Origin of the sequence: Acinetobacter sp. KAM396, assembly GCF_021602765.1 — a bacterium.
GTDB lineage: Bacteria > Pseudomonadota > Gammaproteobacteria > Pseudomonadales > Moraxellaceae > Acinetobacter > Acinetobacter towneri_A.
This window is the reverse complement of record NZ_BPPH01000026.1, coordinates 1-15,165: the sequence shown is the minus strand read 5'-3', so window position 1 is coordinate 15,165 and position 15,165 is coordinate 1. Positions and strand designations below refer to the sequence as shown.

Annotated in this window: 11 protein-coding genes, 4 tRNA genes and 1 pseudogene; 13 read left to right on the top strand and 3 right to left on the bottom strand. The window is 42.0% G+C overall.

Annotated elements, in window-relative coordinates; genetic code table 11:
- Nucleotides 1-23: 23 nt before the first annotated feature.
- The 5 genes from L6C30_RS11295 (at nt 24) to L6C30_RS11275 (ending at nt 5,529) form a co-directional block, all read left to right on the top strand.
- The gene (locus L6C30_RS11295) at nt 24-1,091 is read left to right on the top strand and encodes an AraC family transcriptional regulator (protein ID WP_236163096.1); all 1,068 of its coding nucleotides are present in this window, start codon (nt 24-26) and stop codon (nt 1,089-1,091) included.
- 406 nt (nt 1,092-1,497) lie between these two features.
- A complete protein-coding gene (trpA, locus tag L6C30_RS11290; protein WP_236163095.1) occupies nt 1,498-2,301 on the top strand; it encodes a tryptophan synthase subunit alpha in 804 nt (267 codons plus the stop codon).
- On the top strand, nt 2,298-3,194 hold the full coding sequence (gene accD / locus L6C30_RS11285; RefSeq protein WP_019838021.1) for an acetyl-CoA carboxylase, carboxyltransferase subunit beta: 897 nt from the start codon (nt 2,298-2,300) through the stop codon (nt 3,192-3,194). The genes trpA and accD overlap by 4 nt, the downstream gene beginning before the upstream one ends.
- Nucleotides 3,191-4,474 carry a bifunctional tetrahydrofolate synthase/dihydrofolate synthase gene (gene folC / locus L6C30_RS11280; protein ID WP_230245305.1) on the top strand — a complete coding sequence of 428 codons (1,284 nt, stop codon included), beginning with the start codon at nt 3,191-3,193 and terminating at the stop codon, nt 4,472-4,474. Before accD ends, folC begins: the two co-directional genes overlap by 4 nt.
- Nucleotides 4,471-5,529 (top strand): SPOR domain-containing protein, encoded by a 1,059-nt coding sequence (locus L6C30_RS11275; protein WP_236163094.1) that lies wholly within the window; start codon nt 4,471-4,473, stop codon nt 5,527-5,529. Before folC ends, L6C30_RS11275 begins: the two co-directional genes overlap by 4 nt.
- Nucleotides 5,530-5,591: 62 nt before the next feature.
- Here the strand turns inward: L6C30_RS11275 and L6C30_RS11270 are convergent, their stop codons facing one another.
- On the bottom strand, nt 5,592-6,416 hold the full coding sequence (locus L6C30_RS11270) for an MBL fold metallo-hydrolase (RefSeq protein ID WP_096902404.1): 825 nt from the start codon (nt 6,414-6,416) through the stop codon (nt 5,592-5,594).
- Between the two features lie 132 nt (nt 6,417-6,548).
- A complete protein-coding gene (locus L6C30_RS11265) occupies nt 6,549-7,190 on the bottom strand; it encodes a peroxiredoxin (RefSeq protein ID WP_136144594.1) in 642 nt (213 codons plus the stop codon).
- A gap of 338 nt (nt 7,191-7,528) precedes the next feature.
- On the opposite strand from L6C30_RS11265, the gene secA reads away from it, so the two are divergent.
- The 8 genes from secA (at nt 7,529) to L6C30_RS11225 (ending at nt 13,945) form a co-directional block, all read left to right on the top strand.
- Nucleotides 7,529-10,243, top strand: coding sequence for a preprotein translocase subunit SecA (gene secA / locus L6C30_RS11260; RefSeq protein WP_236163093.1), 2,715 nt, complete (start codon nt 7,529-7,531; stop codon nt 10,241-10,243).
- Between the two features lie 162 nt (nt 10,244-10,405).
- Entirely contained in the window at nt 10,406-10,762 is a 357-nt protein-coding gene (locus L6C30_RS11255; RefSeq protein ID WP_026438260.1) for a hypothetical protein, read from the top strand.
- A gap of 195 nt (nt 10,763-10,957) precedes the next feature.
- Nucleotides 10,958-12,178: a bifunctional glutamate N-acetyltransferase/amino-acid acetyltransferase ArgJ gene (gene argJ / locus L6C30_RS11250; RefSeq protein WP_236163092.1), complete on the top strand. Its 1,221-nt coding sequence runs from the start codon at nt 10,958-10,960 to the stop codon at nt 12,176-12,178.
- A 149-nt stretch (nt 12,179-12,327) separates the two neighbouring features.
- The gene (gene nadA / locus L6C30_RS11245) at nt 12,328-13,395 is read left to right on the top strand and encodes a quinolinate synthase NadA (RefSeq protein ID WP_236163091.1); all 1,068 of its coding nucleotides are present in this window, start codon (nt 12,328-12,330) and stop codon (nt 13,393-13,395) included.
- Nucleotides 13,396-13,548: 153 nt separating this feature from the next.
- A tRNA-Pro gene (locus L6C30_RS11240) sits at nt 13,549-13,625 on the top strand.
- A 46-nt stretch (nt 13,626-13,671) separates the two neighbouring features.
- Nucleotides 13,672-13,748: transfer RNA gene (locus tag L6C30_RS11235), tRNA-Arg, on the top strand.
- Nucleotides 13,749-13,788: 40 nt separating this feature from the next.
- Nucleotides 13,789-13,864, top strand: a tRNA-His gene (locus L6C30_RS11230).
- A gap of 4 nt (nt 13,865-13,868) precedes the next feature.
- Nucleotides 13,869-13,945, top strand: a tRNA-Pro gene (locus L6C30_RS11225).
- 190 nt (nt 13,946-14,135) lie between these two features.
- Here the strand turns inward: L6C30_RS11225 and L6C30_RS14995 are convergent.
- Nucleotides 14,136-14,285 (bottom strand): annotated as a pseudogene (locus tag L6C30_RS14995) (YfiR/HmsC family protein); the annotation flags it as partial.
- Between the last annotated feature and the right edge of the window lie 880 nt (nt 14,286-15,165).

The following is a 15,165-nucleotide window of genomic DNA, read 5'->3' as shown; positions in this document are numbered from 1 at the left end:
TGCATGTCAAGATGAGCAAGCACATGAGCGAAATTCAAATTCCAAATGGCTATTATCAACTTTATTTACGCTATTTATCAGCACGGGGCAGAGTTCCTGAGCAGCTTGGATTTTCGCCTGCACAATTGCAGCAGTTACAACATGTGTTGGCATTGCCTATGGATACCCAATCGTCTTATCAGTTTTTTAACGAGATCATCCAACACAGTATTCAGTTTTTAGATTGTCCAACGCTCGTTTTTGAATTGGCACGTTATATTCAGCCTGAACATTTTGGCGTGCTTGGCTATATGGCATCGCGTAGTAATAGTGTTGCAGAAGCTATTCAATATATGATGCGTTTTAGTCGTTTGGTGGTAGATGGTACGGCAGCAGTACCGATGCGGCTGGAACAACAACTAGATGCCTTATATTTATCATGGCCATTGGTGGATGAAAAATACAGCTTGGTTCATGAAATGACTTTTGCCTGTATGACTCAATTGGCCATGCAAATTTTTGATTTTCAACACTCTCCGATACGGGAGATTCATTTTGCCCATGCACCGCGTATGGCGATGCTGCATTATGAAAAGTTTTATGGTTGTAAGGTTTTATTTAAGCAAGCGGAATATCAAATTGTTTTAAATTTAGAAAGCCTCAGTTTAAAACCACAGCAAGCCGATCCCTCTTTAATTCATTTACTCACCAAACAAGCTGAAGATGCGATTGCGTTAAAACCACAATTAGAAACCGTGCAGCAGCAAGTCCAAGAGCAGGTGGCGCATTATTTACGTTATGAACAGCAAGTGCCGAGCATTGAATGGGTGGCGCAGCGTTTATTTCGTTCAGGGCGTACGTTACAGCGTCAGCTTAAACAGGAAGGTACGGGTTTTAAACAGATTCTTGAAATAGAACGGATGCAGCGCTGTGAAAACCTACTACAACAAAATGTGAGTCTAAGCGACATTGCACAGTTGTTGGGTTATTCAGACCAGTCGGCTTTGGCACGTGCTTATAAAGCCTGCACAGGACAGACGCTGCTAAAACGTAAACAGCAATTGCAGCAAGCAGAGAATGATGCATTTTCTATACAGCAAGGTACGCCATAAATCGGATCAATTGGCTCATGATCAACAGGTCATTTTGCGCTAACAGATTGAAGATAAGCCGTATGCAGCCACGACTGAAACAGCTTTTGCAAGGTTGATAAAACCTAAGATAAAACCTGAAGTTATTTATTTTTATCAAAATTTTTGAATTTAAAAGCACAATTGAGCAAGTTTCAAAAACCGATAAGCAGGCAAAATTAGGCATCTTTGATCATTGAGAAAAAAACGCAAATATCAGTAAATGTAGCCTCGCGGTTGTTCTGAATAAATCGTTTTGCAAACAGAAATGCAGCAACCAATGCCCGTACGCTATTCATTGAGTAAAAAATAGCGTTACAATGGGTCAATTTGTATTTCTACAATAGCAAATGTTTCAGTTTTAATCATTCAAGGAAAATACAACCCTATGTCACGTTTAGCCACACGATTTGCACAGCTTGAATCTCAACAACGTAAGGCTTTGGTTTCTTATGTTATGGCAGGTGACCCTCATCCAGAAGTCACAGTTCCGATGTTACATCAAATGGTCGAGGCAGGGGTAGACATCGTTGAATTAGGTTTGCCGTTTTCAGACCCAATGGCTGATGGTCCAGTGATTGCCCTCGCTGCAGAGCGTGCTTTGGCAGGTGGAACCAATACGCTAGATGCTTTAAACATGGTCAAAGAATTCCGTCAAAAAGATCAGGAAACTCCTGTGGTGTTGATGGGATATTTAAACCCTGTAGAAGTTATTGGTTATGAAAAGTTTGTTGAATATGCACATGACTGTGGTGTAGATGGTGTACTTCTGGTCGATTTACCGCCTGAAGAAGCCCAAGAGTTTGATGAAGTCCTGAATAAATATGGGATGAATCAAATTTTCTTGTTAGCGCCAACTTCTACACCAGAGCGTATTCAATTTGTGGCAAACCAAGCCAGTGGCTTTATTTACTATGTTTCTTTGAAAGGCGTGACGGGTGCAGCAACACTTGATGTTGCAGAAGCTGCGGCCCGCATCCAACAGATTAAAGCTGTAACGAACGTGCCTGTAGGTGTGGGTTTTGGCATCAGTGATGCTGCATCTGCCAAAACAATGGGCGCGGCTGCCGATGCAGTTATTGTCGGAAGTGCGTTTGTAAAACAATTTGCGAGCTTAGCACCAGAACAAGCCGTCATTGCAACGGTTAATAAAGTGAAGGAGCTTCGAGCTGCGCTCGATGAGTTAGTATGAGTCAAGAAGTGAAAACAGGGAAAATTCTAAGCCCATCGACGCCGTGGACTGCACGTGGTGTACCTGGTATTGAAACACCAGATGAGCAACAATCATTAAAAGCGATCTTTACTGAACCAACGATTGAATGTCCAGAATGTCATGCTTTGGTGACACGTACAGCAATGTCATTCAACGCTTATGTATGTCCACAATGTGATGAACATTTACGCATGAAAGCGCGTGAGCGTTTAACTTGGTTCTTTGACCAAGTGCAAAATGAATTAGGTCAAGAATTCTCTGCTAAAGACCCACTTAAATTTGTAGATAGCAAAGCATATCCTGAGCGTATGACTGAAGCGCAAAAGAAGACGGGTGAAACCGAAGCTTTAGTAGTGATGCAGGGCTTATTAAAAAATATGCCAGTCATTGCTTGCGCATTTGAGTTTGACTTTATGGGCGGCTCAATGGGTACTGTCGTTGGTGACCGTTTTGTGCAAGCCGCTGAACGTGCGATTCAGCAAAAACAACCATTAGTTTGCTTCGCAGCATCGGGTGGTGCGCGTATGCAAGAAGGCATGTTGTCTTTAATGCAAATGGCGCGAACCTCTGCTGCAATTCAACGCATGAAAGAAGCAGGCTTGCCGTACATCGTGGTATTAACTCATCCTGTTTACGGTGGTGTAACTGCATCATTGGCGATGTTGGGTGATGTACACATTGCAGAACCTAAAGCGATGATTGGTTTTGCGGGTAAACGTGTGATTGAGCAAACTGTACGAGAAAAACTCGAAGAGCCGTTCCAACGAGCAGAATACTTACTTGATCATGGTGTGGTCGATCAAATTGTCCATCGTCATGCATTACGTGATACAGTTTATCGTATTCTTGCGAAACTGATGAACTTGCCTTGAACACAGCGCCTCTTGCAACCGATGATTTAAACACATGGCTCAATTATTGGAGCCATGTTCACGTTACAGGTATTGATTTAGGTTTGGAACGGGTCATTCCTGTTGCAGAAAAACTGGGGGTAACCCATCCTAAGGCCAAAGTCATTACAGTTGCGGGAACCAATGGTAAAGGCTCAACCACAACCACTTTAGCGGCTATTCTAAATGCGCAGGGTTATCGGGTTGGGTTGTACCAATCGCCACATATTTACCGTTTTAATGAACGAGTCAAATTAGCAGGCGTCGAGGTCGATGACCAAAGTTTGATTGATGCTTTTGTTCAAGTCGATCAAGCGCGACGTGATTGCGATCTGAGTTTATCTTTCTTTGAAGCCACGACTTTGGCGGCCTTTGTGATTTTTAAAGCACGTGACTGCGATGTGTGGGTGCTTGAAGTCGGTTTAGGTGGGCGTTTAGATGTGGTTAACGTCGTCAATCCAGATGTGGCGGTTATTACCAATATTGGTTTAGACCATGTCGATTGGTTGGGCGATAGCATCGAAAAAATTGCCTATGAGAAAGCAGGCATTATTCGTCCTCACATTCCTGTTATTTTTGCAGGTCAGCAAGATTTGCCTCAGGCTATTCAAGATAAGGCCTTAGCCTGCAATGCCTCCTTATTTGTTTTGAATCGTGATTATTTTTATCGAGAAATGCAAGATGGTGAGTCGTGGATGTTTGCTGCATCGGGTTGCACCTTAAAACTTCCAACAGGCAGCTTGGCGCTCGATAATATTTCAACCGCGGTGGCAGCAGTCTTGCGTAGCGGTTTAGAAATCACCCAAGATGCGATTGCACAAGGTATTCAAACTGCTAAATTGGCAGGGCGTTTTGAAATTCGTCAAATTCAGGGCAAAACTGTGATTTTTGATGCAGGACATAACCCGCATGGCGTTGAATTTTTGTTAAAGCAATTGCGCGATTTCTTAAATTACAATAAACAGTACACTGAAGTAATCAGTGTTTTTTCAATGCTTGCAGATAAAGATATAAATTCTGTGGTTGAGTTATTGAAAGATAGTGTCGTAATGTGGAAAATTGCTACATTAAATGTGCCTCGTGCGGCAGAGATCACAATTTTGGATCAGGCTTTGCAAGGCGAAACAATACAACACTTCGACAGTATACAATTGGCTTTTAAATCAGCACTGGATGAAACTAAAAATAATCAGCTGATTTTGGTATGTGGATCATTTCATACCTTAGAAGCGGTATGGGAGTATTTGGAAGAATGTCAATGAATAACAAACAACGCTGGATGGGTGGCGTTGTTTTATTAGGTGGTGGTGTTTTATTGGCAGCATTGCTTTTAAAAGGGCAAGAAGAAATACATCAAAATAATGTGAAAACTCCGAGCCAAGCCGAACAAGTTCAAGATAAAAATGCCAATCAGGCAGAAATGGTGCAATTGCAACCTTTAACTGTCGATGTGCAAACCGAGCAGCGTCTGCTTGAAGAGCAGCGCCGTGCGCGTGAAAAAGCAGTGGCAGAGCAAGAAGCACGTGCAGCTGAGTTTTTAGCAATGCAGCAACAGGCAGAAGCTGAAGCAGCGCGTAAAGCTGCAGAAGAATATGCTGCCTTAAATGCCTTACGTTCTGGTCAGCAGCAAAGTTCTGACAATATTCCGCCTGAATTGGTCGAAGATGAACAAGTCAAGCAAAAGCGTTTGGCTGAAGAAAAAGCCGCTCAGCAAAAGAAGTTAGAGCAGCTACAGGCAACGGATGCCAAGAAAGCTGCTGAGTTAAAAGCTGCGCAAGAGCGTAGTGCTGCAGAGAAAAAAACAGCAGATGAAAAGCGTTTAGCGGAAGAAAAACGTATTGCAGAAGAGAAGCGCAAAGCGGAAGAACAACGCCAAGCCGATGCAAAACGTAAAGCTGAACAAGAGCGTAAAGCTGAACAAGAACGTAAAGAAGCTGAAGCAAAAAAAGAAGCAGAACGTAAGGCTGCCGAAGAAAAGCGTAAAGCTGAGGAAAAACGCAAAGCTGAAGAAGCAGCTAAGAAAAAGGCTGAGGCTGAAAAAGCACGTAAGTTATTGGAAGAAGGTGATAAACAATGGATGGTACAGGTGGCTTTGGCGGCTAACCAAGCCAATGCCGATGCTTTGGCGGCAAAATTGAAAGCCAAAGGCTATAAAGTCACCCAAAGTCCAACGTCTAAAGGGGTTCGGATTATGGTTGGGCCATCTAAAGACCGTGATGCTGCCGATGCAACCCGTAAGAAAATTACCGCAGACCCAAGTTTGAATATGAAATCTGCATGGGTGATTGATTGGGTGCCGTTAGATAAACGTGACTAGATCATTCGATCAAGATGTTTATTAAAAAAGGATTTAATCTTTCAGGTTAAATCCTTTTTTATTTAGGCTTTTGGTATTTGATATTGCGCTAAGGCAATTGGATCATGTGCGCAAATAATCTCAACTTGTGGTGCAGTTTGAGCCAAATGCTGAATATTCGCTAAAGTCTTTAAACGCATTAAATTATTTTCTGCAAACAAATACTCAACTGTATGTAGTGCTGGGAAGCATTGTTTAGGGTCTAGCTGTGCTTGCGCATAATAAGCATCGCCACAGAAAAATAACCAGCCCTGTGCCTGCCGAATGGCAATGCCACAATGACCAGCGGAGTGTCCAGGCAAAGGAATCAGTAAAATTTCATCCTTAAAAATTGTTAAACCTTGCACACGATTAAAATTAAACCAAGCTTCACCTCGGGTTGGTTCTAAAAAATCCCAATGAGTATGTTGCTGAAATTGCTTAGGTTTATAACGCATGCGATTTTTTAAAGACTTTAAATTGCAGGCTGCCTTGTATTCACTCGCGAAGATATGCACAGTCGCGTTTGGAAAATCAGCAATCCCACCCGCATGATCAAAGTCCAAATGCGATACCAAAATATGTTGCACATCACTGGCCTGATAACCAAGTTGCTGGATTTGCTTGAGTGCGGTCTGGCTTAAGTCGTGTTGAATCCGAGCGGTATGGGTCAGTAATGTGCCTAAACGCTGTTTGGGATGTAAATAATCCTCAACGCCTAAGCCTGTATCGACCAAGACCAAGCCTTGATCTGTTTCTAATAATAGACAATGGCAGACCAATTTTGCCTGCCAACCTTGTTGTCCAAATAAAGGCGCACAGATTGGGCAAAACGTGCCGCAATGTAAATGATGAATGTTGTAGATCACAAAATGACGTTTTTCTATGAATGTTATTTTGCTTATACCTGATCTGTTGTGTGTCGCCAATCACAATCGGATTAACGGAATTGGAGCATAAAAAAGCCTATCCGAAGATAGGCTTGCTCATGTACCACTTAATTAAGTGCGGTTCGGTTGTTTGGTCAAACGTAAATAAGGCTTGATGGCTTTATATCCACTTGGGAAGCGTTCTTTAAGCTCTGCTTCGTCCTGAATGGCAGGCACAATGACCACATCTTCACCATCTTGCCAGTTGGCAGGCGTTGCAACCTTGTAATTGTCAGTCAGTTGTAGTGAATCAATGACACGTAAAATTTCGTGGAAATTACGTCCGGTAGAAGCAGGATAAGTAATGATCAAGCGTACTTTTTTATTTGGATCAATAATGATTAATGAGCGGACAGTCAGTGTTTCGCTGGCATTCGGGTGAATAAAATCGTACAGGGTAGACACTTTACGATCTTGGTCAGCAAGAATTGGGAAATTAACCGTTGTATCTTGAGTTTCGTTAATATCTTGAATCCAGCCTTTATGAGATTCAGCATCATCTACAGAAAGTGCAATCGCTTTGACATTGCGCTTGCTGAATTCATCTTTCAGTTTTGCGGTATAGCCTAGCTCGGTGGTGCAGACAGGTGTGTAATCGGCAGGGTGCGAAAATAGAATGCCCCAGCTGTCACCTAAAAATTCATAAAAATCAATTGGGCCTTCATTTGAATCTTGTGTGAAGTTGGGTGCGATGTCACCTAAGCGAATAGTCATTGTGTACCTCTGTCTTGTTTTGTTGTGTGATGTATGCGTACTACTATGCGCCATTCCTTTTGCAGAATTAAATAGTGTTTTTTTATGTGCTTATGAATAATTTGAATATGCTGTGTCATTTTTATTGCATTTTCAAAATAGATTCATGTGTTATTGCTATATATCGTCCGCTCGAAATTTGTTACATTAACTGCTACTTAGAAGCGAGGAATGGCAAGTAGAGATTGGAATTTTTAATAGGTTTTTGTGCAAAACCCTTGTACTTCAAATTTCTAGTACCATAATAACCCCTAAGAAAAACCTATTTATTTGACAAGCAAGATTTAGAGAGTTTATTCATGTTGGCAAGTCTGATCGGAGGAATCTTCGGTACTAAAAATGAGCGCGAACTCAAACGCATGCGTAAAATCGTAGACAAGATTAATGCGCTCGAGCCGACGATATCTGCCTTAAGCGATGCAGACTTATCTGCAAAAACCGAAGAATTCAAACAGCGTTATAACAAAGGCGAAAGTTTAGATAAGTTATTACCAGAAGCATTTGCAGTATGTCGTGAAGCTGCCAAACGTGTCATGAGCATGCGTCACTATGACGTGCAGTTGATTGGTGGTATTACCTTGCATGAAGGTAAAATTGCAGAAATGCGTACAGGTGAAGGTAAAACCCTAATGGGAACTTTGGCCTGTTATTTAAATGCTTTAAGCGGTCAGGGCGTGCACGTCATTACTGTGAACGACTACTTGGCACAGCGTGATGCCGAACTCAACCGCCCTTTATTTGAGTTTTTAGGTTTAAGCATTGGCATTATCTATTCCATGCAAGACCCGACTGAAAAAGCACAGGCTTATCGCGCAGACATTACCTACGGTACCAATAACGAATTTGGTTTCGACTACTTGCGTGACAACATGGTGTTCTCGCTGAGTGAGAAAAAACAGCGTGGCCTGACGTATGCCATTATTGATGAAGTGGACTCGATCTTAATTGATGAAGCACGTACCCCATTAATCATTTCTGGTCAAAGCGATGACTCATCTCAGTTATATGCAGCGATCAATACTATTCCGCCAAAATTGCATCCGCAAAAAGAAGAAAAAGTAGCTGATGGTGGACACTTCTGGATTGATGAAAAACAACGTACTGTAGAAATGACCGAAATTGGTTATGAAATGGTAGAAAATGAACTAATCCAAATGGGTTTATTGGCAGCAGGCGAAAGTCTTTATTCTGCATCTAACCTGAATTTAGTCCATCATGTATCTGCAGCTATTCGTGCTCACTTCCTGTATCAACGTAACGTCCATTACATCATCCATGATGGTGAAGTGATTATTGTTGATGAAAATACAGGTCGTACCATGCCTGGTCGTCGTTGGTCTGAAGGTTTACACCAGGCGGTAGAAGCCAAAGAGGGTTTGGAAATTCAGCCTGAAAACCAGACTTTAGCGACCACAACCTTCCAGAACTATTTCCGTTTATACAAAAAACTGTCAGGAATGACGGGTACTGCAGACACTGAAGCTGCAGAAATGAAAGAAATTTATGGTCTAGATGTTGTTATTATTCCAACGCACCGACCAATGATCCGTAATGACCAAAACGATTTAATTTATTTAAACCGCACAGGCAAATACAACGCGATTATTCAAGAAATTAAACGTGTGCATGAAGCAGGTGTCGCACCCATTCTAATTGGTACAGCGACCATTGAGGCTTCAGAAATTTTATCGGATAAATTACGTGAAGCGGGTATTCAGCACGAAGTATTGAACGCGAAGCAACACGAACGCGAAGCTGACATTATCGCGCAAGCAGGTGCCCCACGTGCGGTGACCATTGCCACGAACATGGCAGGCCGTGGTACAGATATTTTGCTAGGTGGTAACTGGAAAGCCCTGCTAGCCAAAATTGAAAACCCAACCCCTGAAGATGAAGCGCGTTTAAAGGCAGAGTGGGAACAAAATCACGACATGGTGTTAAGTTCAGGTGGCTTACACATTATTGGTTCAGAACGTCACGAATCGCGCCGTATTGACAACCAGTTGCGTGGTCGTGCAGGTCGTCAGGGTGACCCAGGCGTGTCACGTTTCTATTTGTCACTTGAAGATGACTTAATGCGTATTTTCGCAGGTGATCGTGTTGTAGCAATGATGCGTGCTATGGGCTTGCAGGAAGATGAAGCAATTGAACACAAAATGGTGTCACGCTCTATCGAAAATGCACAACGCAAAGTTGAGGCACGTAACTTCGATATTCGTAAAAACTTGTTGAAATACGATGACGTAAATAACGAACAACGTAAGATTATTTATTCACAGCGTGATGATATTCTGGCAGAAAGCACGTTGCAAGACTACATTGAAGAAATGCATCGTGAAGTGGTCACAGGCATGATCGCCAATTATATTCCACCAGAATCCATTCATGATCAGTGGGATATTGATGGTTTAGAGCGTGCCTTGCGTGATGATTTAGGCATTGATTTACCCATTAACCAATGGCTTGAAGATGATCGTCGTCTAGATGAAGAAGCTTTGGTTGAGCGTATTGCCGATGAAGTTGTGGCGCGTTACCGTGCACGTCGTGAGCAAATGGGTGATGAATCTGCCGTGATGTTAGAACGTCACTTTATGCTCAGTTCACTTGATCGTCACTGGAAAGATCATTTGGCGGCTATGGACTATTTGCGTCAAGGGATTCATTTACGTGGTTATGCACAAAAGAACCCTGAACAAGAGTACAAGAAAGAAGCCTTTAACTTGTTTGTGAATATGTTGGGTGTGATTAAAGCCGATGTCGTGACCGATCTTTCGCGTGTGCATGTACCGACACCTGAAGAATTGGCTGCAATGGAAGCACAACAGCAAGCGCAAGCAGAAGCGATGCAGCTTAATCTTTCACATGCCGATGTAGACGGTTTAACGGGCGAAACCTTTGAATCAGAACCACAGTATAGTGCAGCTGAACAAACTATTGTGCCGCCTGTAAGTCGTAACTCGCCATGCCCATGCGGTTCGGGATTAAAATATAAACAGTGTCACGGTAAAATCTAAACCTGACTTATTGCAACTTAAGCAGAACTTCGGTTCTGCTTTTTTGTTTTTTGCTGCAAAAATCTTTGTGGTAATAGTTTTGCAAGATGTGTATAGCATTTGCAGATTTTGGAATTAAATGCTATTTAGTTGCAAATGCAATATCCACGTGTGGAACAAAAAATGAAAAAAGTATTACAACCTTTAATGATTGTTGCCTTGAGCTTGCCTAGCTTCGCATTTGCAAATGCGACAACCACGACAACGCCTGCAAAGGTACAAGCTGCTGTGGGCGCGACTACAGCTCAGGTACAGGTGGATAATGGTCATGTGACTGTGGCAAGCCCACGCACAGGTATTCGTTATACCTTTGCTAATCCAGATCAGCGTCCAATCGTGCTGCATACCGCAGCGATTGCACCTGCGAATGCTGCAAATGTAAATCGTATTGTGGCTGCCAATCCTGCTTTATCTGCAGCAAGTCAAGAACGTGCAAAACAGGCTTTATTGGGTGAAACCGTAGTTGCGACCAAGCCATAATCCAAATTGAGCCCAATCAGTAACTTCAGGTGCTTACGTATTAAAGTGAAGATAAAAAACCAGTCCAAACGGGCTGGTTTTTTATATATGACCTTGTTCATGAACAGAAGTAGAATCATATAGGGTGAATGCTCGATTTTTTCTTCAATTTCTACTAAGCTGTGACACTCTCAAATTTGTACTGGAAATTTCAAAATGGCAGTTGGTGACGTCTCTATGCCACATATGCATGTGGTCAAAGGTGTAAAAATTGGTTCAGCAGAGGCTTATGTGCGTTATCAGAACCGACGTGACCTGGTTATTTTTGAATTTGCAGCAGGCTCAAATGTGGTGGGTGTATTTACTCAAAACGCATTCTGTGCCGCGCCTGTGCATGTATCTAAAGCACATTTGACTCAAGGCAATCCGCGTTATTTGGTCATTAACACAGGCAATGCCAATGCGGGTACAGGCAAATTGGGGTTGCAAAATGCAGAAACCACCTGTGCCAAATTGGCTGAATTGGCGGGTGTATCTTCCCAAGAAGTTTTGCCATTTTCTACAGGTGTGATTGGAGAACAATTACCCATTGAACGCTTGGTTACCGGCTTAGCGCCTGCGTTGGCATCTTTACGTGAGGATGCTTGGCATGATGCTGCGACAGGTATTATGACCACAGATACCACACCAAAAGGTGCTTCTGAGCAGTTTGAGTTAGATGGCATTAATTATAGCATGACAGGCATTTCTAAAGGTGCAGGTATGATTCGTCCGAATATGGCGACCATGCTTAGTTATGTTGCAACCGATGCACCTATTCAACGTGACATCTTGCAGCAATTGCTCAAACACAGCGTAGAACAATCGTTTAACCGTATTACTGTAGATGGCGATACCTCGACCAATGATTCATGTATCTTGGCGGCGACAGGTCAGGCGGGTGGCACTGAAATTTGCAGTGAAAATGACCCGCGTTATGCTGTGGTGTTGGATGTTTTGAATCGTGTTATGTTGCGTTTGGCGCAACTGATTATCCGTGATGGTGAAGGTGCAACAAAATTCATTACAGTACGTGTTGAAGGTGGTGCCAATATCCAAGAATGTTGTGATATTGCATACAGCATCGCCCATTCACCATTGGTAAAAACTGCCATTTTTGCCTCAGATCCAAACTGGGGACGTATTCTTGCTGCGATTGGTTATGCAGGCGTGCCAAATTTAGAGGTTGAAAAAATTCAGGTTTGGTTAGATGATGTGCAAATTTGTAAAGATGGCGGTGCTGCAGCCGATTATACCGAAGCGGCAGGCGCACGCGTCATGGCGCAAACTGAAATGACCATTCGTGTAAATTTAGGACGTGGTCAAGCGACAGATACAGTCTATACTTGTGACTTATCTTACGATTATGTCAAGATTAACGCGGATTACCGCTCGTAAAATTCAAATTGAGTGATAAAGCCTCCGTTGTGAGGCTTTTTTAGCATTCAATTGGCAAAGGGCTGGTGAATGAGTAAATTGCTCCCATATCATCAGTGACTTGAGTAAGCTTGTGTTCGGGCAAGCATGAAGATAGAGAAGACGTTGTTATGAATGATGCGATCAATTTAATTGCCAATGAAGCCAAATCAATTGTGCAGGCGCATTTAGATCGCTTGGGCGAAACCAAAGAACATCATTTGAGTGAGCAAGCCAAGCAGGAAAAATTTTCGCAAATTCAAGCAGAACTCGAAAATCGCAATGCTGTCTTGGTTGCCCATTACTATTGCGATCCTGAAGTTCAGGAACTGGCTGAATTAACAGGTGGCTGTGTTTCAGATTCACTGGAAATGGCACGTTATGGTCGTGATCATGCGGCAACCACGTTAGTCGTGGCTGGGGTAAAGTTTATGGGCGAAACTGCCAAAATTTTATCGCCAGAAAAAACTATTCTTATGCCAACTTTAGAAGCAACTTGTTCACTAGACTTAGGTTGCCCTGTCGATGAGTTTAGCCGCTTCTGTGATGCGCATCCTGATCATACAGTCGTGGTTTATGCCAACACATCAGCTGCTGTAAAAGCACGTGCGGATTGGGTCGTCACCTCAAGCTGTGCGGTTGAAATTATTGAACACCTCGATAGTTTAGGTGAAAAAATTATTTGGGCGCCAGATCAGCACTTAGGACGCTATATTCAAAAGAAAACTGGCGCAGATATGCTGCTTTGGGAGGGCTCGTGTATTGTGCATGAAGAATTCCGTTCACGCGGTATTGCCAATATGAAAGCCTTATATCCTGATGCAGCAGTTTTGGTACATCCAGAATCACCAGAATCTGTTGTTGATGTGGCTGATGCAGTAGGCAGTACCTCGCAACTTATTCAGGCGGCAAAAACTTTGCCACACGAGCGTTTAATTGTGGCAACTGACCGCGGTATTTTCTACAAGATGCAGCAAGCTGTACCAAATAAAATTCTAATTGAAGCCCCAACTGCAGGCGAGGGTGCAACCTGTCGTTCATGCGCACATTGCCCGTGGATGGCGATGAATGAATTAGATGGAATTTTGCATGTATTGCAAACGGGGGATCAAGAAGTATTCGTCGAACCTGCTTTGGCAGAACGTGCTAAATTACCATTAGATCGTATGTTGAATTTCAGTGCGAGCTTAAAACGCTAAAATTGATTGAAAAATATCAAAAATGTTTGATAAATATACGGTTGAAGCTTTTTTTTAATTTTTTTTAAATATAGGTGTTGACGTCTCCGGGCGTCGCGCCTAGAATGCACACCGTACCGCACGATGTGCGATATACAAAAAGCTGAGATGAATCGGAGCATAGCACAGCCTGGTAGTGCACCTGGTTTGGGACCAGGGGGTCGTAGGTTCGAATCCTACTGCTCCGACCAATTCTTCAAGGCAACGTATCGCATGATATTATGTATCATCGGTCATGCGCCTGTAGCTCAGTTGGATAGAGCATCCGCCTTCTAAGCGGATGGTCACAGGTTCGAATCCTGTCAGGCGCGCCATTATTGTTGGTGGCTTGGTATAAAAGAACCCAACTTGATGGTGGATGTAGCTCAGTTGGTAGAGCCCTGGATTGTGATTCCAGTTGTCGCGGGTTCGAATCCCGTCATTCACCCCAATTTCGGAGCATAGCACAGCCTGGTAGTGCACCTGGTTTGGGACCAGGGGGTCGTAGGTTCGAATCCTACTGCTCCGACCATTATTCTAAATAGAATAGCTGCTAAACAGATATGGTCAAATCAATAAAGATACCGCGTTAAGCGGTTTTTTTATGCCTGAAATTTATGAAAGCCTTATTAGTTTAAAAAGGCTTTGTTGCACAAAGATTTCATAATTATATGATTTTAAAAGTTTTGATTATTTTTGATCCAGAATTAAATTTATTTAAATCATATGCTTACACATTTATACAACAAAGCCACTTTAGACTGGGTTAAGCTTTCCATATTGACTTTAAAGGCATAATTTTGATTCTTCTTATAGATGCAAAATGCGCTTCCTGTTTCACAGTCTAGATTGTTCATGCTAATAGATAAGGCAGGAAATTGTACTTGAGTATTTAGAGTAAGTTGTTCTTGTACTGAAGAAAGCGTAAAAAAATTAAGATTTGGTAGTTGGTCTGAGCAATATTTCTGAGTGAAATAGAGTGATTGTCATAGTTGTGATGTGAACGCTTGGCTTTTTTAAATTGTTGTGCCATCACATGATTGTCTATGATGCAAAGCTTTGGCGTGTCATGTTCCCATTTTGCGTAAGATAAAATAGGGAATGTAGTGCTATAAAGATTCGATGTGGGTAAAGCACACAAAAGTAGGCGTTAGCATTGCTACAAATGACAGCAAGTTTATTATTTAAAATTTTGAGTCATTGGGCACAACACGAACGAACATAAAAATCGTGTAGCTAATATTTTAAAATAAGCCTACTGTTAATTTTGAGCAAGAATGATACAGATTTAAAATATTTTGCTGAATAAATAACCACTCGAACTGAAAAACGCATAAAACTTAAAAAGAGGGGTTGCTTGTTAAAATAATTGTCCTATAATGCACATCCATCGGCGGTGATGCAGATTAAAACTTCTGATAAAACAATGACTTAATTGAAAATAGTTGAGTTGGGTTTTAGAAAGAAAGTTTAAAATAATTTAAATTACCAGTTGACACTTTAGAAATAAAGCGTAATATAGCCGACCTAGCTTGATGCTGACGAAGCGTTGAGAAGATCATTAAGAGATTATGAAGAACAACTTGTGTGGATTTTTACTGATTGATTGATCGAAATTATTTTCATTGATTGATTGGTTTGAATTACTCGAAGTTTATTTGAGCGAAATTTAAGTCAGAAAATTGATGAGCCAAGTTTAAGAGTTTTACTTATAAAACTCGAAATGATTTTAACTGAAGAGTTTGATCATGG